At 65.9% G+C, this 20655-nt stretch carries 18 protein-coding genes and 1 pseudogene; 14 read left to right on the top strand and 5 right to left on the bottom strand.

Annotation, left to right across the window (positions count from 1 at the left end):
* Window position 1 precedes the first annotated feature (1 nt).
* Window positions 2-1681 (bottom strand): polyprenol phosphomannose-dependent alpha 1,6 mannosyltransferase MptB, encoded by a 1680-nt coding sequence (gene mptB, locus M2432_RS09040; RefSeq protein WP_280826452.1) that lies wholly within the window; start codon window positions 1679-1681, stop codon window positions 2-4.
* Between the two features lie 111 nt (window positions 1682-1792).
* Here mptB and M2432_RS09035 point away from each other — a divergent pair, with 111 nt between their 5' ends.
* From M2432_RS09035 to M2432_RS09005, 7 genes are read left to right on the top strand one after another with little or no spacing between them, the layout of a single operon-like run.
* Window positions 1793-2542, top strand: coding sequence for a transcriptional regulator (locus M2432_RS09035; protein WP_280826451.1), 750 nt, complete (start codon window positions 1793-1795; stop codon window positions 2540-2542).
* Window positions 2539-3966: a Fe-S cluster assembly protein SufB gene (gene sufB, locus M2432_RS09030; protein WP_280826450.1), complete on the top strand. Its 1428-nt coding sequence runs from the start codon at window positions 2539-2541 to the stop codon at window positions 3964-3966. Before M2432_RS09035 ends, sufB begins: the two co-directional genes overlap by 4 nt.
* 31 nt (window positions 3967-3997) lie before the next feature.
* Window positions 3998-5176: a Fe-S cluster assembly protein SufD gene (sufD, locus tag M2432_RS09025; RefSeq protein WP_280826449.1), complete on the top strand. Its 1179-nt coding sequence runs from the start codon at window positions 3998-4000 to the stop codon at window positions 5174-5176.
* Window positions 5173-5940 (top strand): Fe-S cluster assembly ATPase SufC, encoded by a 768-nt coding sequence (sufC, locus tag M2432_RS09020; protein WP_280826448.1) that lies wholly within the window; start codon window positions 5173-5175, stop codon window positions 5938-5940. Before sufD ends, sufC begins: the two co-directional genes overlap by 4 nt.
* Before the next feature lie 27 nt (window positions 5941-5967).
* Window positions 5968-7212 (top strand): cysteine desulfurase, encoded by a 1245-nt coding sequence (locus M2432_RS09015; protein ID WP_280826447.1) that lies wholly within the window; start codon window positions 5968-5970, stop codon window positions 7210-7212.
* Window positions 7213-7246: 34 nt separating this feature from the next.
* Entirely contained in the window at window positions 7247-7735 is a 489-nt protein-coding gene (gene sufU / locus M2432_RS09010; RefSeq protein WP_280826446.1) for a Fe-S cluster assembly sulfur transfer protein SufU, read from the top strand.
* Complete coding sequence (locus tag M2432_RS09005; RefSeq protein ID WP_280826445.1) at window positions 7732-8106, top strand: metal-sulfur cluster assembly factor; 375 nt, start codon at window positions 7732-7734, stop codon at window positions 8104-8106. Before sufU ends, M2432_RS09005 begins: the two co-directional genes overlap by 4 nt.
* A gap of 30 nt (window positions 8107-8136) precedes the next feature.
* On the opposite strand, the pseudogene M2432_RS27960 reads toward M2432_RS09005, so the two are convergent.
* Window positions 8137-8536: pseudogene (locus tag M2432_RS27960) on the bottom strand (pyridoxine 5'-phosphate oxidase C-terminal domain-containing protein); the annotation flags it as partial.
* A 120-nt stretch (window positions 8537-8656) separates the two neighbouring features.
* Here M2432_RS27960 and M2432_RS08990 point away from each other — a divergent pair.
* The 7 genes from M2432_RS08990 (at window position 8657) to M2432_RS08960 (ending at window position 16678) form a co-directional block, all read left to right on the top strand.
* On the top strand, window positions 8657-9346 hold the full coding sequence (locus M2432_RS08990; protein ID WP_280826443.1) for a heme peroxidase: 690 nt from the start codon (window positions 8657-8659) through the stop codon (window positions 9344-9346).
* 202 nt (window positions 9347-9548) lie between these two features.
* Window positions 9549-12215: a LuxR family transcriptional regulator gene (locus tag M2432_RS08985; RefSeq protein ID WP_280826442.1), complete on the top strand. Its 2667-nt coding sequence runs from the start codon at window positions 9549-9551 to the stop codon at window positions 12213-12215.
* Window positions 12216-12301: 86 nt separating this feature from the next.
* On the top strand, window positions 12302-13399 hold the full coding sequence (locus tag M2432_RS08980; RefSeq protein WP_280826441.1) for an NADH:flavin oxidoreductase: 1098 nt from the start codon (window positions 12302-12304) through the stop codon (window positions 13397-13399).
* Window positions 13400-13444: 45 nt separating this feature from the next.
* The gene (trxA, locus tag M2432_RS08975; protein ID WP_280826440.1) at window positions 13445-13822 is read left to right on the top strand and encodes a thioredoxin; all 378 of its coding nucleotides are present in this window, start codon (window positions 13445-13447) and stop codon (window positions 13820-13822) included.
* 44 nt (window positions 13823-13866) lie between these two features.
* Window positions 13867-14697 carry an enoyl-CoA hydratase gene (locus M2432_RS08970; RefSeq protein ID WP_280826439.1) on the top strand — a complete coding sequence of 277 codons (831 nt, stop codon included), beginning with the start codon at window positions 13867-13869 and terminating at the stop codon, window positions 14695-14697.
* Window positions 14698-14767: 70 nt separating this feature from the next.
* Complete coding sequence (locus tag M2432_RS08965; RefSeq protein ID WP_280826438.1) at window positions 14768-16393, top strand: ABC-F family ATP-binding cassette domain-containing protein; 1626 nt, start codon at window positions 14768-14770, stop codon at window positions 16391-16393.
* Between the two features lie 96 nt (window positions 16394-16489).
* The gene (locus M2432_RS08960; RefSeq protein ID WP_280826437.1) at window positions 16490-16678 is read left to right on the top strand and encodes a helix-turn-helix domain-containing protein; all 189 of its coding nucleotides are present in this window, start codon (window positions 16490-16492) and stop codon (window positions 16676-16678) included.
* A gap of 32 nt (window positions 16679-16710) precedes the next feature.
* Here M2432_RS08960 and M2432_RS08955 read toward each other — a convergent pair whose 3' ends face one another.
* From M2432_RS08955 to acnA, 3 genes are read right to left on the bottom strand one after another with little or no spacing between them, the layout of a single operon-like run.
* Window positions 16711-17016, bottom strand: coding sequence for a hypothetical protein (locus tag M2432_RS08955; RefSeq protein ID WP_280826436.1), 306 nt, complete (start codon window positions 17014-17016; stop codon window positions 16711-16713).
* A 57-nt stretch (window positions 17017-17073) separates the two neighbouring features.
* Entirely contained in the window at window positions 17074-17685 is a 612-nt protein-coding gene (locus M2432_RS08950) for a helix-turn-helix domain-containing protein (protein ID WP_280826435.1), read from the bottom strand.
* Between the two features lie 8 nt (window positions 17686-17693).
* Window positions 17694-20504, bottom strand: a complete 2811-nt coding sequence (acnA, locus tag M2432_RS08945) for an aconitate hydratase AcnA (protein WP_280826434.1) — start codon at window positions 20502-20504, stop codon at window positions 17694-17696.
* Window positions 20505-20655: the final 151 nt, after the last annotated feature.

Raw genomic sequence — 20655 nt, 5'->3', positions numbered from 1 at the left:
CTCACGGGGACTCAGCGTAAGCGTCGGACCTGGCAGTAGAGGCACCCGGGGGAGCGCTGCCCTCGGAATCGGGGAGCGCTCGCCACGGCAAGTGGTTGCGGGTCAGCGCGATCAGCACAAGCACGATGACGGTGCTGGCCAGGGTGGCGTCGACGATCTGGAACAGCGCGAATCTATCCCCGTTGGCGGTGGGGCCGAACACGCCGACAATGAAGGTAACCACGATGGTGGTGCCGCGGAAGCTGGGTCGGGTGGCCCAGCAGGCCAGCGGAATGATGGCCCACAGCAGGTACCAGGGCTGCACCACCGGGAACAGCAGCACAGTTGCGCCCATCGCAACCCCGAGTCCGCCGACCGGATGCAGGCGTCCGCGCAGCACCGACAGCAGCAACCAGGTGACCAGCACCGCGATGATCAGCACGCCGATCCCACGGGTCAGGCCCAGCACTGCGGTGGTGTGATCGCCGAGTCCCAGCAGGATGCCGACCTGCCCGGTGCCCAGCGCGATGAGCGTCGGCGGTGACATCCACGACCGCACCACGTTGGCGGTACCCAGAGTGAACAACCAGCCGAAGCCCAGGCCGCTGGCCCAGCCGATGATCGCCATCACGGCAAGCGCGACCACCCCCAGCGGCACGCTGGCCCGGAAGAAGGCCTTGACCGTGCCGCCGAGGCGGCGCGCCAGCGCCATGGCGACGAACCCGAGGGCGAGCAATGACGGCAGCTTGATCTGGGAGGACATCGCGATCAGCACGGTGCCGGTGAACAGCATGGCCATCGGATACCAGCGCGCCCAGTCGTCTCGGTGCCGCGGCCAGTGCGCCGGTCGAGGGATGAGTGGCCAACTGGAATCGACGCCGCGCAGGGCGAACTCGGTTCCGGCGAGCATCAGGCCGAGCATCGGGGCCTCGTTGTGGATACCGGCGATCAGGTGCATGAACAGCAGCGGGTTGCATGGGCCCAGCCACAGCGCGCTGACCTCGGCGACGCCGCACCGGTGGGCCAATCTCGGGGTGGCCCATACGGTCAGGGCCACGCCGAGCAGGACCAGCAGCCGATGCGCCAGGACGCCTGCGACGATGTTGTCGCCGGTCAGCTCGGATATGCCGCGGCCGATCCAGAGGAACAACGGGCCGTAAGGAGCGGGGGTCTCGCGCCACAGGCTGGGCACCGAGAGGGTGAGGACGTGGTCGAGCCCCAGGCCCGGTGCCGGCCCGACGCGGTATGGGTCCAGGCCGATTCGCGCGATCGCACTCTGTGCCAGGTAGGAGTAGACGTCCTTGCTGTACATGGGCGGCGCGACCAGCAGCGGCAACGCCCACAGCAGCAGGGTCTGATCGAGCTGACTGCGGGACATGCGGCGGTCCCCGAGCGCGAACCGTCCCAACATCAGCCAGGCCAGCGCCATCATGACCGCGCCGGTGGTGGTCATGGTCAGTGACACGGTCTGGATGCGGGACGGCAGATTGAGCAGGCGGACGCCGAAGGTCGGGTCCTGCACCACTGGCCGAGCGCCGGCACCCAATGCGCCGATGGCCATCAGCACCGTGCCGGTTGCACCGAAAACGCGCGTACGCCGCAGCAATACGACTTCGGTGGAGTTCAGCGGCGAACCGACAGCGAGCTCGTCGGCGTGCCATCGGGAAACGGCCGTGCTGAGGTACTGAAGGCGGTCGGCCATCACAGCAGACTAACGGCCGGGCTTCCGCCGACTGGCACTGTGCTGAACCTCTCAGCTCAGCTAAGGGTGACCTTCCTAGATTCGATTTTCGAATTCCGTCACAATGGTGTTGTGAAATTCGAATCCGGGGCACTCGGAGCCACCGACACCGCGACTGTGGTCGCGTCGGCGGCGTCTGTCTCGGACGGTCACACCCGTTCGGCCATCGTGCAGTTGCTGCTGGAAGGTGCGGTCACCGCCGGCCAGATCGGCGAGCGGTTGGGTATCTCCGCCGCTGGCGTTCGGCGCCACCTCGATGCCTTGATCGAGGCCGGCGACGCCGAATCCAGTGCCGCTGCAGCCTGGCAGCACAACGGTAGGGGGCGGCCGGCCAAGCGCTACCGGTTGACTGCGGCGGGCCGGGCCAAGCTCGGCCACACTTACGACGACCTGGCCGCGGCGGCTATGCGGCAACTCCGCGAGATCGGCGGAGACGACGCCGTCCGGACTTTTGCCCGGCGCCGCATCGACTCGATCCTGTCCGGTGTCACCGCCACCGACGACATAGCCGATACCGCTGACCAGGTGGCCGCTGCGCTCACCGCCGCCGGTTACGCCACTACGACCAATCCGGTCGCCGGACCGATCCACGGGGTGCAGATCTGTCAGCACCACTGCCCGGTATCCCACGTCGCCGAAGAGTTCCCGGAACTCTGCGATGCCGAGCGCGAAGCGTTCGCCGAGGTCCTAGGCACCCATGTGCAGCGGCTGGCCACCATCGTCAACGGCGACTGCGCCTGCACCACCCACGTTCCGACGCAGGGCCCGACCAGTCCTGAACAGTCCCATGAAGTAACCGAGAAGCAAGGAGCGTCGCGATGACGACTACCCCGGAACAGTTGACCCAGGAGGAGACCATTGCCTCCCTGGGCAATTACGACTACGGCTGGTCGGACTCCGATGTCGCCGGTGCCGCGGCTCAGCGCGGGCTGAACGAGGCCGTCGTACGGGACATCTCGGGCAAGAAGAATGAGCCGGAGTGGATGCTCGACTTCCGGCTCAAGGCGCTGCACATCTTCGACAAGAAGCCCATGCCGCGGTGGGGCAGCGACCTCGAAGGCATTGACTTCGACAACATCAAGTACTTCGTGCGGTCCACCGAGAAGCAGGCCGCGTCCTGGGAGGAACTGCCCGAGGACATCAAGAACACCTACGACCGCCTGGGCATTCCGGAGGCCGAGAAGCAGCGCCTGGTCGCCGGCGTCGCCGCGCAGTACGAGTCCGAGGTGGTGTACCACCAGATTCGCGAAGACCTCGAGGCGCTGGGCGTCATCTTCCTGGACACCGACTCGGGCCTGCGCGAGCACCCGGAGCTGTTCAAGCAGTACTTCGGTACCGTGATCCCGGCCGGTGACAACAAGTTCTCTGCGCTGAACTCCGCCGTGTGGTCGGGCGGTTCGTTCATCTACGTGCCGCCGGGCGTGCACGTCGACATCCCGCTGCAGGCCTACTTCCGGATCAATACCGAGAACATGGGCCAGTTCGAGCGGACGCTGATCATCGCCGACGAGGGCTCCTACGTGCACTACGTCGAGGGTTGTACTGCGCCGATCTACAAGTCGGACTCGCTGCACTCGGCCGTCGTCGAGATCGTGGTGAAACCCGGTGCGCGCGTTCGTTACACGACCATCCAGAACTGGTCGAACAACGTCTACAACCTGGTCACCAAGCGAGCCCGTGCCGAGGCGGGCGCCACCATGGAGTGGATCGACGGCAACATCGGCTCAAAGGTCACCATGAAGTACCCGGCGGTCTGGATGACCGGCGAGCACGCCAAGGGCGAGGTGCTGTCGGTGGCGTTCGCCGGTGAAGGCCAGCACCAGGACACCGGCGCCAAGATGGTGCACCTGGCGCCCAACACGTCGAGCAACATCGTGTCCAAGTCGGTGGCCCGCGGCGGCGGACGCGCGTCGTACCGTGGCCTGATCCAGGTGAACAAGGGCTCGCACGGCTCGCGCTCGAGCGTGAAATGCGATGCGCTGCTTGTCGACAACATCAGCCGCAGCGACACCTACCCCTACGTCGACATTCGCGAAGACGACGTCACCATGGGCCACGAGGCCACGGTGTCGAAGGTCAGCGAGGACCAGATGTTCTACCTGATGAGCCGCGGCCTCACCGAGGACGAGGCCATGGCGATGGTGGTGCGCGGCTTCGTCGAGCCCATCGCCAAAGAACTGCCAATGGAATACGCGCTCGAGCTGAACCGGCTGATCGAGCTGCAGATGGAAGGTGCAGTCGGATGACCTGGGCGAGCGAAGCGACGGGAAACATCTAGTGACCAACTTGACCGAGGTGGCGGAAGGAATCGTCGCCAATAAGGGTGAGCTGTTCACCTCGTTCGACGTCAACGCGTTCGAGGTGCCTGGCGGCCGCGACGAAATCTGGCGGTTCACCCCGCTGAAGCGTCTGCATGGGCTGCACGACGGCTCCGCGGCTGCTACCGGCAGTGCGCGCGTTGAGGTTTCGGCCCGAGACGGTGTCACCGTCGAGACGGTCGGCCGCGACGACGAACGGCTGGGCCAGGGCGGCGTGCCCGCGGACCGGGTTGCCGCACAGGCGTATTCGTCGTTCACCGAGGCGACCGTGGTATCAGTTGGCCGTGACGTTCAGGTCGCCGAGCCGATCGAGATCGCCTTCGCCGGCCCCGGCGAAGGCAACGTCGCCTACGGCCACCTGCAGGTCCGGGTCGGCGAGCTCGCCGAGGCCGTCGTCGTCATCGACCAGAGCGGCAGCGGAACCTACGCCGACAACATCGAATTCGTCGTCGGTGACGCGGCACGGCTGACCGTGGTGTCCATCGCGGACTGGGCCGATGACGCCGTCAACGTCAGCACCCACCACGCGACGCTGGGCAAGGACGCGGTGTTGCGTCACGTCGCGGTCACCCTGGGCGGCGACGTCGTGCGGCTGACCTCGCGGACCCGATACCTGGCTGCCGGCGGCGACGCCGAGATGCTGGGCCTGTACTTCGCCGACGACGGCCAGCACTTCGAATCGCGACTGCTGGTCGACCACGCGCAACCGAACTGTCGCTCCAACGTGCTGTACAAGGGTGCGCTGCAAGGGGATCCGGAATCGCGCAAGCCCGATGCGCACACCGTGTGGATCGGCGACGTGCTGATCCGCGCGGAGGCCCTCGGCACCGACACCTTCGAGGTGAACCGCAACCTGGTGCTCACGGACGGCGCCCGCGCCGACTCGGTACCCAACCTGGAGATCGAGACCGGCGAGATCGTCGGTGCCGGACACGCCAGTGCCACCGGGCGTTTCGACGACGAGCAGCTGTTCTATCTGCAGGCCCGCGGCATCCCCGAGGACCAGGCCCGTCGCCTGGTGGTGCGCGGCTTCTTCGGCGAGATCATTCAGAAGATCGCTGTGCCGGAAGTCCGCGACCGCCTGACCGCTGCCATCGAACACGAACTTGAACTGACTGAAGGACGCAACAACTCATGACCACACTGGAAATCAAGGACCTGCACGTCTCGGTCACCGCACCGGACGGCGGCGACATCCCGATCCTCAAGGGCGTCAACCTGACCGTGAAGTCGGGCGAGACCCACGCGGTCATGGGCCCCAACGGATCCGGCAAGTCGACGCTGTCGTACGCCATCGCCGGCCACCCCAAGTACACCGTCACCTCCGGGTCCATCACCCTGGACGGCGAGGACGTGCTGGCCATGAGCGTGGACGAACGTGCCCGTGCCGGCCTGTTCCTGGCCATGCAGTACCCGGTCGAGGTGCCCGGCGTCTCGATGTCGAACTTCCTGCGCACCGCCGCGACCGCGGTCCGTGGCGAGGCCCCCAAGCTGCGGCACTGGGTCAAAGAGGTCAAGACCGCCATGTCCGAGCTGGACATCGACCCCGCGTTCGGCGAGCGCAGCGTCAACGAAGGCTTCTCCGGTGGTGAAAAGAAGCGCCACGAGATCCTGCAGCTGGGCCTGCTCAAGCCGAAGATCGCGATCCTCGACGAGACCGACTCCGGCCTGGACGTCGACGCCCTGCGCGTCGTCTCCGAGGGCGTCAACCGGTACGCCGAGGCCGAGCACGGCGGCGTCCTGCTGATCACCCACTACACCCGCATCCTGCGCTACATCCGCCCACAGTTCGTGCACGTGTTCTTCGACGGCCGGATCATCACCTCCGGTGGACCGGAGCTGGCCGACGAGCTCGAAGAGAACGGCTACGAGCGCTATACGACTGCCGCTGCAGAGGCGTGAGATAGCGCGGACGCGAGGAGCAAAACGGTGACTGTGTCGGTTGATCGAGATCTCACCAGGATCAGGGCCGACTTCCCGATTCTCAGCCGCGTGATGCGCGGCGGGAATCAGTTGGCGTACCTGGATTCCGGCGCCACGTCGCAGAAGCCGCTGCAGGTGCTCGATGCCGAGCGGCAGTTTCTGACCACTTCCAACGGCGCGGTGCACCGTGGTGCGCACCAGCTGATGGAAGAGTCGACCGATGCCTATGAGCAGGGCCGCGCCGACATCGCGGCGTTCGTCGGTGCCGACGACGACGAACTGGTGTTCACCAAGAACGCCACCGAGGCGCTGAACCTTTTCTCGTATGCGTTGGGCGACAGCCGTTTTGAACGTACCGTCGGGCCCGGTGACGTCATTGTCACCACTGAACTGGAGCACCACGCCAACCTGATCCCCTGGCAGGAGCTGGCTCGCCGCACCGGCGCGGAGCTGCGCTGGTATGGGGTGACCGACGACGGCCGCATCGACCTCGATTCGTTGCAGCTCGATGACCGGGTGGAAGTGGTTGCTTTCACGCATCATTCGAATGTCACTGGTGCCGTCGCCCCGGTTGCTGAACTGGTGTCGCGGGCGAAAGCGGTCGGAGCATTGACCGTGCTCGACGCCTGCCAGTCGGTGCCGCACCAGCCGGTGGATTTCCATGCTCTCGACGTCGACTTCGCGGCGTTCTCCGGGCACAAGATGTTGGGGCCCACGGGAATCGGCGCGTTGTACGGGCGCCGGGCACTGCTGAATGCGCTGCCACCGTTCCTCACCGGCGGTTCCATGATCGAGACCGTCACCATGGAGGCAGCCACCTACGCCCCGGCGCCGCAGCGGTTTGAGGCCGGAACCCCGATGACCTCGCAGGTGGTCGGATTGGCCGCCGCCGCGCGGTATTTGAGCGATATCGGTATGACCGCCGTGGAGGCGCATGAGGCCGAGTTGGTGGCCGCGACACTTGAGGGTCTCGCGCAGATCCCACAGGTTCGGATTATCGGGCCGACCACCACGGAGCATCGCGGCTCGCCAGTGAGTTTCGTGCTAGACGGAGTCCACGCGCACGACGTCGGTCAGGTGCTCGACGACGAGGGCATCGCGGTGCGGGTCGGCCACCATTGCGCTGCGCCGCTGCACCGCCGGTTCGGCATCGCCGCGACCGCGCGGGCTTCGTTTGCGGTGTACAACACCCTCGATGAAGTGAACCGGCTGATCGCCGGGGTCAAGCGAGCTGTGGAGTTCTTTGCATGACGGTGGGCAGGAGCGCAGCGACCAGGGGCAATGGATGAGGCTCGAGCAGATGTACCAGGAAGTGATCCTGGACCATTACAAGCACCCGCATCATCGTGGGCTGCGCGAGCCATTCGGCGCCGAGGTGCACCATGTCAACCCGACCTGCGGTGACGAGGTGACATTGCGCGTCGAACTGTCCGATGACGGCGAGACGGTCAGAGACATCTCCTACGACGGCCAAGGCTGCTCCATCAGCCAGGCGTCAACCTCGGTGCTGACCGATCAGGTGATCGGCCTGAGCGTCGGCGATGCGCTCAAGACGGTCGCGGCATTCACCGAAATGATTTCCTCGCGCGGGAACATCGAAGGGGACGAGGATGTCTTGGGTGACGGCATCGCGTTCGCCGGTGTCGCGAAGTATCCGGCGCGGGTGAAATGCGCGTTGCTCGGCTGGATGGCTTTCAAGGCTGCTCTGGCTGAGGCCAGGCCAATGGACGAGGGGCTCGCCGAGGCGGGCCACGATGTGGAGGACAAACGATGACCGAAGCCACTCCGGAGGCGACCACCACGACGAACGTGGTCGACGACCCCGAACTGCTCGACGCCGTCGAGGAGGCCATGCGCGACGTCGTCGACCCCGAGCTGGGTATCAACGTCGTCGACTTGGGTCTGGTCTATGGCATGAGTCTCGAAGAGGGCGAGCAGGGCACCGTCGCCAAGCTGGATATGACTCTGACGTCGGCCGCATGCCCCCTGACCGACGTCATCGAGGACCAGTCGCGGACCGCGTTGGTCGGCGCAGGCCTGGTCAGCGACCTCAAGCTGAACTGGGTGTGGAACCCGCCGTGGGGCCCGGACAAGATCACGGACGACGGCCGCGAGCAGTTGCGAGCCTTGGGCTTCACCGTCTAGGCCCCGCTAGGGCCACAGTCTGCTGACTTCTCACCCGTCATCGACGCGCTGATACCGCGGGCGCCGGTGCCGGCGATCCCGGGCGCCTTGCCAGAATTCGACGTCGATGGGTTGTACCGCATACGGCACCCATTCGTCGGAGACGAGCGCCGGGTCGTCTTCCAGCTTGCGCGGGCCTTGTCGATCTCGGTGCCGAGTTCGGATAGGTGAGTAGAGGCTGGCTCTGCCGCAGAGTCAGCGCCATTGCGCGAGACTCCAACGGTCGCGCCTGGAAGTCGGCGGCGCTGGCTGCTGCGCCGTCGCTGACGACCGGGCCGACCACTCGGACCTGCCGCACCAGCTACGGCCAGTAGAACGTCAGTGCCGCGACGGGATTCGCATCCAGATCATGGCCCTTGTGGCTGATGCTGTTCACCGCGAAGTGCCAGCCGGCCTTCGGTGGCGGAACCTGTGGATAACTCCCGATTCAGCCCACAGATTTGTCGGTTGCCCTCGTTAGCTTCGGCGCAACAGGACCAAACCAGGTCCGATGCGACAGAAAGGCACCACAATGAACCTCGATATCGAACGACTGCGAGCTGCGTGCGAACGTGACCTCGGCGATCCGGCGGGCTGGCCCGCCCTCGTCGGGTATCCAAACTCGCTGGCGCTGTGCATCATCGAGGCCATCTACGTCACTGGTGCGCGGTATCTGACCGTCGAGAAAGTGGTGCAGCGCTACCGCGCATTCCGGGCCGGGCAAGGTGGGGACGCCGATGCGGATGGTGCGCCGCAGCTGTTGACGACGGTCGAGCAGCTTGGCGGGCCGCAGCGGTGGGCGGCAGATATCGGTAACCGCCGGCCCACATCGACCGCGAAGAACGCACCTCTGCGGTCGGAGGCGCTCACCGAGACCGCGCGCGGTCTGGTGGATCTGGGCATCCGGACGACCGAGGATCTGCGCGCCGCGGCAGACGACAAAGACCTCTGCCGGCAAGCCAGGGCAGCATGGTGCGCAGTGCCTGGCCAGAAGTCGGGGTTCACCTGGAACTACCTGGTGATGCTCGCGCAACGGCCGGACGTCGCGGTTGACCGGACCGTTGCGGCGTATGTCGCCCGCGAAGTCGGTGACGACAGTGCCCGCGCTGCCGAATTGCTGTCCGCGTTGGCCGAATCCGCCGGCTGGAATGCCGGTGCCCTGCACCATGCGATCTGGCGCTTCGAAGCCGGCCGGCCGCGCGAGCTGCCGTCGTCAGCCTGAGTCACCTGCGCTGCTATGGCCGGTTGTGGCACGGGTTTTCGCTCCGTGCCACAACCGGCCGGTAGGTGGGAGGGCCTGGGTGTCGCCGGTCAGCCGTAGTTTCTGCGCTCCCGAAAACCGCTGCCCGAGTTCGCTGACGTCAGGGTAAGATCAGCCACGCTGCATAGTCAGTTTGCTGGGGGACAGTGGCAAGGAGTCGCCGGTGTCGGTGTGGCCGTTCGTTGGACGCGGCGGTGAACTGGACGCTGGACTATCTGCATTGCGACCGGATTCGGGTCTGCGGGGCTTGGTGCTATGCGGCGAGTCGGGAGTCGGCAAAACAGCGTTGGCTCGTGCCATTGCGGAGTCGCTCAGAGTCGAGGGGCATGCCACCCGTTTCGTCCTCGGCACTGAGACAGGGCGGCTGGTCCCACTCGGGGCTTTCCAGAGGGTCGTGTCGGTTGGGACGCACGAACCTGCGGTGATGCTCGCCGCCGCCTACCGTGAACTGTCTGCTGACGAGTCAACGGTCGTCGTAATCGATGACGCACACCTCCTGGATCCACTGTCGGCGCTGTTGGTACAGCAATTGGCAGAGGGCGGGGTGTCCCGGCTGATCGTCACCATTCGGTCCGGTGAGCGGATGGCCGATTCGATCACCGCACTGTGGAAAGAGCACATGCTGCTGCGGTTGGACGTGCAGCCGTTTGCTCGGTCGCAGGTGGCTGAGTTGGCCGGGGCGGTGTTGGGCGGTGCTGTCGACGGCGAGTTGGTCGACCGTCTGTTTCGGATGGCCACCGGTAACCCGCTGTTCCTTCGGGGTTTGCTTAACGCGGCATTGGCAGACGGCGTGCTGGTCGAACGCGACGGCTGTTGGCGGCTCAATGGGCGGCTGAGAATCGCCACCGAACTGGTGGATTTGATCGGCATGCGGCTGGCGTCACTCGAATCAGACGAACGTGACGTTATCGAGATTGTTTCCACAGCCGAGGTTTTGGACTGGAACGTGCTGTTCGAGGTATGTGATTCGGCGGCAATCGAGCGCACTGAGCGGCGCGGTTTCATCCAGGTGGTCGACGATGGCGAGCACACTTCGGTCCGACCGGGGCATCCGTTGATCGGCGAGGTGATCCGGCAGCGCTGCGGGGCTGTCCATACTCGGCAGCTCAATGCCAGACTGGCCCGGCATCTGTCCGACTATCTGGACGCGCACGGTGATGCAGGGCACCGCCACGTCGACGCCTTCACCGGTATTCAGCTCGCGCAGTTCATGATGCGCAGTGACGTGGTACCCGACATCGACGCGGTCATCGGTGCGGCTGAGAGTGCGATCACCACAGCCAATCTCGTACTGGGAGAACAGCTTGCGCGTTTCGCCCTGGGGCGGGGCGGGGGATTGAGGGCGGCGCTTGCGCTCGCCGACTCGGTCAGCTGGCAGGGCCGTGGCGAGGAGGCCGACCGGATTCTTGCCACGCATGAGCCGCGTGGCGTCGATGACATGGCCAGGGTGCGTTGGGGATGCCTGCGTGCGGCCAATCTGTTCTTCGGCTGCGGTCGGCGCGACGATGCCCGCGCGACACTGGCGGCGCTGCGGCCGGTAATTCCCGAGTCGCTGCAGGGCGATCTCATGGCGACCGAGGTGGCAATCGCGTTCTTCGAAGCCGATGTCAGTACCGCGCTTCGGGACGGGCGGTCGGTGCTGGCCGGCGAATTGTCGCCGCTGGCCACGGTCTGGGCGGCGATGGCCACCGCGTGTGCCTTGGCGTTCTCGGGTCGTTTCGCTGAGGTGGCCGCTATCGCAGAGCAGGGGCTTCGCGCCGCTGAGTCATGCGAATCTGGGCCACAGCGATACGCGCTGGGGCTTGCCGAAGTGCTTGGCCAGCTCGGTGCCGGCGACCTCGCGGGTGCCGAGCAGGTATGCCGGCGTTATGCGGCCCGGGCATTCGGTGTCCCCGAGGCCGACGCGATTGTGAGCGCGCTGGAGGGGCGGGTTCTGATGGCGCACGGGAAGTTGCCGGCGGCATGCGAAGCCTTCACCAAGTCGCTGTGGACTATGTCCGGTGCGCTGCCTGCGGGCTGGGTGATGCTGGTGGCGTCCTGGTTGGCGCAGGCCGCGGGGGCTCGTGGTGAGTCCGGGATGGCCGCGGAGGCATTGGCCCGCGCTGAAGCGGCGGACGGTCCCCAAGTGGCGGTGTTCGGACCCGAGCTGGAATTGGCGCGAGCTTGGGTGCAGGCCGCTTCGGACCAGACGACTGCGGCCCGGGACCACGCTCGACGCGCGGCATGGATGGCTCGAAGCGCGGGTGCGTCCGCTGTCGAGTTGGTGGCACTGCACGCCGCGCTCAGATTCGGCGAACGCTCGGCGGCGTCCCGGTTGGATCAGCTGTCATCGACGCTGGACGGCCCGTTGGTTGCAGCGGTGCGGGTGCACGGGTTGGGTCTGTATCGGGCCAACGGCGACCTCTTGGACGACGCCGGCATGCAGTTCGAACGACTTGGTGCTACGGCACTGGCCGCCGATGCCTATGCCCATGCCGCCGGAGCGCATGCTCGGGCCGGCGCCCGGACCAGTGAGCTGGAATCTGTGGCGCGCGCGCAATCGCTTGCCCGGCAATGCGGTTCGTCCACACCGGCGACCCGAGGCGTGTCGCAACCATTGCCGATCACCGATCGCGAACGCGAGATTGCCGGACTGGTGGCTGCCGGACTGACCAATCGTGAAGTGGCTGACTGCCTCGGGCTGTCCGTGCGTACCGTCGACGGCCACCTGTACCGGATTTTCGGCAAATTGGGCGTGGGTGACCGTGATCAGCTCAAGCGGCTGGTCGGCGAACCGGTGATCCCTACCGGAGATAACCCGTCACGAAAGCGTTCGAGTCTGCAGGCTTAGCGCTCAGCGCCAGACGCGGCGCTGGAAACACGCGATATGGTCGGTGTGCCGGAATTCGTCATGGCGGGGTCGTGTTGCATAGGCACATGACTGTCGACGCCACCGCATTGTTCGCGCCACTGACCGTGAAGAGCATGACCGTGCCCAATCGGTTCGCCATGGCGCCCATGACCCGCAGAGCTTCGCCGGGTGGCGTTCCTGGTACCGAGGTGGCGGATTACTACGCGCGCCGCGCTGCCGGGGGTGTAGGCCTGATCATCACCGAGGGCATCCGACTGGGCGACCCGGCCGCGGGATGGCCGGTGGAGATTCCGACGTTGGTCGGCGCCGAAGCTCTCGACGGCTGGCGGCGCGTGGTCTCCGCGGTGCACCGGCACGGGTCGGTCATCGCGGCCCAGTTGTGGCATCAGGGCGCTGAACGCGAGGGCGGTGATGACGGCATCGCACAGGTCAGTCCGTCAGGTGTCAACGGTGCCGGGGTGGTCACCGGGCGGGCATTGTCCGCCGATGAGCTGCCCGCAGTCGCCGAGTTGTACGCCGAAGCCGCCCACAACGCCAAGGCCGTCGGTTTCGACGCCGTCGAAATCCACGGTGCCCACGGCTACCTGCTCGATCAATTCTTTTGGGCCAGAACCAATTTGCGCACCGATGAGTACGGGTTGGCGAATCGGTCCCGGTTCCCGGCGGAGGTGGTCGCGGCGGTGCGGGCGGCGGTCGGGCCGGACTTCCCGATCATCTACCGCTTCTCACAGTGGAAGGGTTCGGACTACTCGGCGTCCATCGCCGAGGATCCGGTCGAACTACAGGAACTGCTGGCTCCGCTGGTCGACGCCGGTGTCGATGTCCTGCACCCGTCGACCCGGCGGCACTACCTGCCCGGTTTCGCCGACGCTGACCCGACCCTCTCGCTGGCCGGCTGGACCAAGAAGGTCACCGGCGCGATGGTGATCTCGGTCGGCTCTGTCGGGCTGCAGACCGCCTTCCGGTCCGAAACGCCCGGGCAGGTTATCGAGCCGGGTCCGGTGGACCAATTGGTGGAGCAGTTCGAGGCCGGCGAGTTTGACATGATTGCTGTGGGCCGGGCGCTCCTGGCTGATCCGGGTTGGGTGAACCGGCTGCGCGTTGGTGCCCTGGACGAGTTCAATGGTTACGACGCGGCCAGCGCGCTGTCGCGGTTGCACTGACCACATGCTGGGAACAAGCTGGTACACAGCTACGTTGGGAGAAGCGTGAGCACAAAGGACATTACCGCCGCCGAGTTCGACGGCATCATCACTGACAACGAGATCGTGCTGGTGGATTTCTGGGCTTCGTGGTGCGGACCGTGCCGGGCTTTCGCCCCGACGTTCGCCGCGTCGTCCGAGAAGCACCCTGACGTCGTACACGCCAAGGTGGACACCGAAGCCGAGCAGGGCCTGGCCGCAGCCGCCCAAATCCAAGCCATTCCGACGCTGATGGCGTTCAAGAACAAGGAATTGGTGTTCCGGCACTCCGGGATGCTGGCCGCCAACCAGCTCGACGAAGTGATCAAACAGCTCAAGGACCTTGACGTGGAAGCCGCGTTGGCGGCTGCAGCCGCAGAGCAGGCCGGGGCCACCGAAGTCTGACCTGGTCGGCATGGCAGCGGGCGGGGCAACCCGCACCCGCTAGCGTGCAGTGCGTGAGCGAACAGACCCCACTAGTACTCGTCGATCGTCCCCGGCCTGGCGTGGCGTTGGTCACGTTGAACCGCCCGGAGCGCATGAACTCGATGGCGTTCGACGTCATGGTCCCGTTGAAGAAGGCGCTCGACGAGATCACCCATGAGAACGACGTGCGCGCGGTGGTCCTCACCGGCGCTGGGCGCGGCTTTTCTTCGGGTGCCGATCACAAGTCGGCCGGTTCGGTCCCGCACGTGCAGGGCCTGACCCGGCCGACCTTTGCGCTGCGTTCCATGGAGGTGCTCGACGACGTCATTTTGGCGCTGCGCAAGCTGCACCAACCGGTCATTGCCGCGGTCAACGGCGCAGCTATCGGCGGCGGCCTGTGCCTCGCGCTGGCCTGCGACATCCGGGTCGCCGCGGACGGCGCCTACTTCCGCGCCGCCGGTATCAACAACGGCTTGACCGCCAGCGAGCTGGGCCTGTCCTACCTGCTGCCCCGGGCGATCGGCACGTCTCGCGCCTTCGAGGCCATGCTCACCGGACGGGATATCGACTCCGCAGAGGCTGAGCGCATCGGGCTGGTGTCCCGGACCGTGCCGGACGACCAGTTGCTGGAGACTTGTTACGACATGGCGGAGCGCATCGGGTCGTTCTCCCGCCCGGGCATCGAATTGACCAAGCGGACGCTATGGAGTGGACTGGACGCAGGTAGCCTGGAAAGCCACATGCAGGCCGAAGGCCTGGGCCAGCTGTACATTCGTCTGCTCACCGCCAATTTTGAAGAGGCGGTTGCTGCGCGCGCGGAAAAGCGGTCGCCCGTCTTCTCTGACGAGAAGTAGTCTTCACCGACGAAAACCGAATACGACAACCACCCAATTACCCAGCTAAGGCGACCAAGGAGGCAGCCGCGTGATCACCGCAACGGACCTGGAGGTCCGCGCCGGAGCGCGCACGCTGCTCGCCTTCGAGGGTCCGGCCCTGCGAATCCAACCCGGTGACCGGATCGGTCTGGTGGGTCGTAACGGTGCCGGCAAGACCACCACGTTGCGCATCCTGGCCGGCGAGGGTCAACCGTACGCCGGGTCGGTCGACAGGATCGGCGAAATCGGTTATCTGCCACAGGATCCCAAAGAAGGTGACCTGGATGTACTGGCCCGCGACCGGGTGCTGTCGGCTCGGGGGCTGGACACCCTGCTGGCTGATCTGGAGAAGCAGCAGGTACTCATGGCAGAGGTCGCCGATGACGCGGCCCGGGACAAGGCGGTCCGCAGATACGGCCAACTGGAGGAACGATTTTCGGCCCTGGGTGGGTATGCCGCCGAGAGTGACGCCGGCCGGATTTGCGCCAGCCTGGGCTTGCCCGAGCGAGTTCTGACCCAGCCGCTGCGCACCCTGTCCGGCGGGCAGCGGCGCCGGATCGAGTTGGCCCGCATCCTGTTCGCCGCCAGCGAGGGGTCGGGCGCCAACACCACCCTGTTGCTGGACGAGCCCACCAACCACCTCGATGCCGACTCCATCGGCTGGTTGCGCACCTTCCTGCAAAACCACACCGGCGGACTGGTGGTCATCAGTCACGACGTGGATCTGCTGGCCGACGTGGTAAACCGGGTCTGGTTCCTCGATGCGGTCCGCGGCGAGGCCGACGTCTACAACATGGGCTGGAAGAAGTACCTGGACGCCCGCGCGACCGACGAACAGCGCCGTCGCCGCGAACGCCTCAACGCCGAGAAGAAGGCCGGTGCGCTCCGGGCGCAGGCCGCCAAGATGGGTGCCAAGGCCACCAAAGCCGTTGCGGCCCAGAATATGCTGCGTCGCGCCGAGCGGATGATCGCCGAGCTCGATGCCGAACGGGTCGCCGACAAAGTGGCCCGGATCAAGTTTCCGACGCCTGCGCCCTGCGGCAAGACTCCGCTGGTGGTCAAGGGGCTGACCAAAACTTATGGCTCCCTTGAAGTTTTCACCGGTGTGGACCTTGCCATCGACCGGGGTTCGCGAGTTGTGGTGCTGGGCTTGAACGGTGCGGGCAAGACCACGCTGCTCCGGCTGATCGCCGGAGTCGAGACCCCCGACGCCGGCGGCCTGGAACCCGGCCACGGACTCAAGATCGGCTACTTTGCGCAGGAGCATGACACGCTCGATGATCAGGCCACGGTGTGGGAGAACATCCGTTATGCCGCACCGGACACCGGTGAGCAGGACCTTCGAGGGTTGTTGGGCGCCTTCATGTTTACCGGCCCGCAGTTGGATCAGCCGGCCGGCACCCTGTCCGGCGGTGAGAAGACCCGGTTGGCGCTGGCCGGCCTGGTCGCCTCGACGGCCAATGTGCTGCTGCTCGACGAGCCGACCAACAACCTCGATCCGGCATCGCGTGAGCAGGTGCTCGATGCGTTGCGCAGCTACGCCGGCGCGGTGGTCCTGGTGACCCACGATCCGGGTGCGGCCGAGGCGCTCAACCCGCAGCGAGTGCTGCTGCTGCCGGATGCCACCGAGGACTTCTGGTCCGACACCTACCGCGATCTGATCGAATTGGCCTGACGCGTTTCTTCGATTCGCCCGCACCGGGCGAGCCTGGTTTCTACGCTGAATTAGTCAGTCCGGCGCACGGCCGGGTCAGACTCAGGGGAGCCGGTGATGAAGGAATCGAAAGTTTCTCGCACCCAGTTGATGACCGAACTACGCACCGCCTACGAGGGCGGCGCCAGTATCCGGTCCCTGGTGGCTACCAGCGGCAAATCGTACGGTTCGGTCCACAGCATGCTGCTGCAGGCCGGTGCGATCATGCGCAGCCGGGGCGGGCCCAATCACAGGACCCGCCACTAGCTGAATTCGTGTGTCCGCCAAGCGGTTAGACGTCAGACACAGCCGCTGACGTGGATACGGCGCCCGATGCCGCCACACACGCCGATGTTCGGCGGTGGTGGCGGAGGCGGTGGTGGCGGGGCAGCGTCGAAGTCCTCGGGCATCGGGGCGTAGTAGGCGGGCGGCGGCGCCCATCGTTCGACCGGGTTGCCGCAAGCGTTGATCGAGACCCACCGGCCGCCGATGCCGCCGCACACATCGGCGGAGTACGCCGTGTGCGGTGCATCAGTCATCAGCAGGGTAAGCACTCCGGCGCCCGCCACCAGGACGACCGTCATGCGCTGGTACAGCTTCATCATGGTCCCAGCCTCCGTTCCATCCGTGTCTAATCGTCGCAGTAGTTCGGACCGGCGGTATCAGTTTTGCGATGATTCCTGGTCTGTGTCCGCACGCTGCCCCTCGGCGTCGTGTTGACGCACTGATGCCTCCACCAAATCGAGTACCGCAGTGAGTTTTTCGGGGTCATCCCCGGATGCCAGCCTAGCCACCAGACCGTCGAGCACCAGATCCAGATAGGTCTGGAGCACCGCGCCCGGCACATCGTCACGAAGCCGCCCGGCCTGCTTCTGCTGTCGCAGGCGCGCCGTTGTGGCCGCCGACAGTTCGGCCGATCGCTCCGCCCAACCCGCGTGAAACACCGGGTCGTTGCGGAGCTTTCGGGCGATCTCCAGCCTGGTGGCCAGCCAGTCGTACTGCTCTGGTGCGGCAACCATGTCGCGCATCACCTGAACCAGGCCCTCGCGGGCGGCCACATCGGCCATCCGCTCGGCGTCTTCGTGCGCTAACTCGAAGAACAAGGTGTCCTTGTCCTTGAAGTGGTGGAAGATGGCGCCGCGCGACAGCCCGATGGTGTGTTCGAGCCGCCGCACGGTCGCCTTGTCGTACCCGTATTCGGCGAAGCAGCGCCGGGCGCCATCGAGAATCTGGCGGCGGCGCGCCGCTAAATGATCTCCTGTGACCCGGGGCACGGTACCGGCTACACCTTCAGCATGTTGCGCAGCACGTACTGCAGGATGCCGCCGTTGCGGTAGTAGTCGGCCTCACCGGGGGTATCGATGCGAACGACCGCATCAAACTCAGTACGAGACCCGTCCTCCTTGGTGGCGGTGACGTGCACTGTCTTGGGAGTCTTGCCGGCGTTGAGCTCTTCGATACCAACGATGTCGAAGGTTTCGGTGCCGTCCAGGCCCAGCGACTTGGCGGACTCGCCGGCCGGGAACTGCAGCGGGATCACGCCCATGCCGATCAGGTTCGACCGGTGGATGCGCTCGAACGACTCGGTGATGACGGCCTTGACGCCCAGCAGCGTGGTGCCCTTGGCCGCCCAGTCGCGCGAGGAGCCGGAGCCGTACTCCTTGCCGCCCAGCACAACCAGCGGGATGCCGGCCTTCTGGTAGTTCATGCACGCGTTGTAGATGAACTCCTTCGGGCCACCCTCCTGGGTGAAGTCCCGGGTGTAACCGCCCTGGGTGCCTTCCAGGCCGATGGTGTCGAGCACCCGGTTCTGCAGGCGGATGTTGGCGAAGGTGCCGCGGACCATGACCTCGTGGTTACCGCGTCGCGAGCCCAGCGAGTTGTAGTCCTTGCGCGCCACACCGTGCGCATCGAGGTAGTCGGCGGCTGGGGTACCCGGCTTGATCGGGCCGGCCGGGCTGATGTGGTCGGTGGTCACCGAGTCGCCCAGCAGGGCCATGACCCGGGCGCCCTTGATGTCCGAGACCGGCTCGGGCTCCAGACCCATGCCGTCGAAGTACGGCGCCTTGCGGACGTAGGTCGAGGCATCGTCCCAGGCGAAGGTGTCGCCGTCCGGGGTCGGCAGGTTGCGCCAGTTGTCGTCGCCCTTGAACACGTCGGCGTAGGACTTGCGGAACATGTCCTGGCTGATCGCGGTCTTGATGGTGTCGTCGATCTCCTGGGCCGACGGCCAGATGTCGCGCAGGAACACGTCGTTGCCGTGGGTGTCCTTGCCCAGCGAGTCGGTCTCGAAGTCGAAGTCCATGGTGCCGGCGAGGGCGTAGGCGATGACCAGCGGCGGGGAGGCCAGGTAGTTCATCTTGACGTCGGGGGAGATGCGGCCCTCGAAGTTGCGGTTACCGGACAGCACCGCGGTGACGGTCAGGTCTTCCTCGTTGACGGCCTTGGAGACCTCCTCCGGCAGCGGACCCGTGTTACCGATACACGTGGTGCAGCCGTAGCCACCGAGGTAGAAGCCCAGCTTCTCGAGGTAGGGCCACAGACCGGCCTTCTCGTAGTAGTCGGTCACAACCTGAGAGCCCGGGGCCATGTTGGTCTTGACCCACGGCTTGCTGGACAGGCCCTTCTCGACGGCGTTGCGGGCCAGCAGGGCCGCGCCGATCATCACCGACGGGTTGGAGGTGTTGGTGCAGGAGGTGATACCCGCGACCGCGACGGCGCCGTGGTCGAGGATGAATTCGCCGCGCTCGCCCTTGACCCGGATCGGCTTGGTCGGCCGGCCCTCGGCGCCGTTGGCAGCGGACTGCACGTCTACGGCGTCGTCCTCGGCGAAGCTCAGCTTGGCCGGGTCAGAGGCGGGGAAGGACTCCTCGATGGCCTCGTCGAGCTTGGTGTGCGGAGCGGGGTGCTGCTCCTCGACGTAGTTGTGGATGTCCTTGCGGAAGGCGATCTTGCTCTCCGACAACAGGATTCGGTCCTGCGGGCGCTTCGGGCCGGCGATCGACGGAACCACGGTCGACAGGTCCAGCTCCAGGTACTCGGAGAAGGCCGGCTCGTGGTCGGCGTTGTGCCACATGCCCTGGGTCTTGGCGTATGCCTCGACGAGTGCGAGCTGCTCGTCGGTCCGGCCGGTCAGGCGCAGGTAGTTGATGGTCTCTTCGTCGATCGGGAAGATCGCGCAGGTCGAGCCGAACTCGGGGCTCATGTTGCCCAGGGTGGCGCGGTTGGCCAGCGGCACCTCGGCGACCCCCTTGCCGTAGAACTCGACGAACTTGCCGACCACACCGTGCTTGCGAAGCATGTCGGTGACGGTGAGCACCACGTCGGTGGCGGTGACTCCCGGCTGGATCTCGCCGGTCAGCTTGAAGCCGACGACGCGGGGGATCAGCATCGACACCGGCTGGCCCAGCATGGCTGCCTCGGCCTCGATGCCGCCGACGCCCCAGCCCAGCACGCCCAGGCCGTTCTGCATGGTGGTGTGGCTGTCGGTACCGACGCAGGTGTCGGGGTAGGCCTGTCCGTTACGGACCATGATGGTGCGGGCCAGGTACTCGATGTTGACCTGGTGCACGATGCCGGTGCCCGGCGGGACGACCTTGAAGTCGTCGAAAGCGCCTTGGCCCCAACGCAGGAACTGGTAGCGCTCGCCATTTCTTTCGTATTCGAGCGCTACGTTCTTCTCGAAGGCGTCGGGGGTACCGAACACGTCCAGGATCACGGAGTGGTCGATCACCATCTCGGCGGGCGAGAGCGGGTTTACCTTGTTCGGGTCGCCGCCGAGGGCGGTCACGGCCTCACGCATGGTGGCCAGGTCGACGACGCAGGGCACGCCGGTGAAGTCCTGCATGATCACGCGCGCCGGGGTGAACTGGATCTCGATGCTCGGCTCGGCCGAGGGATCCCAGTTGGCCAGGGCCAGAATGTGGTCTTTGGTGATATTGGCGCCGTCTTCGGTGCGCAGCAGGTTCTCGGCCAGCACCTTGAGGCTGTAAGGAAGTTTTTCGGCTCCCGGTACCGCATCGAGGCGGAAAATCTCGTAGCTGTTATCCCCGACCACCAACGTGTCGCGGGCTCCAAATGAATTGCTGCTCACATCAACTCCCGGCTAGATCTCGCCGCGACGGGCTGTGTCAGCGGCGCGTTGCAACCCTAACAGTACGCTTGTCCTATGAAGGACCCGCGGGGTGGTTTCAGTCTCGTCGGGTTGTGCGTGTGCCGTCCCTGTGTTCGGTTAAATTCCAGTA

Origin of the sequence: Mycobacterium sp. OTB74 (assembly GCF_029892685.1) — a bacterium.
In the GTDB taxonomy this organism is placed as follows: Bacteria; Actinomycetota; Actinomycetes; order Mycobacteriales; family Mycobacteriaceae; genus Mycobacterium.
The sequence above is the reverse complement of the archived record's forward strand: the minus strand, read 5'-3'. Positions and strand labels throughout refer to the sequence as shown.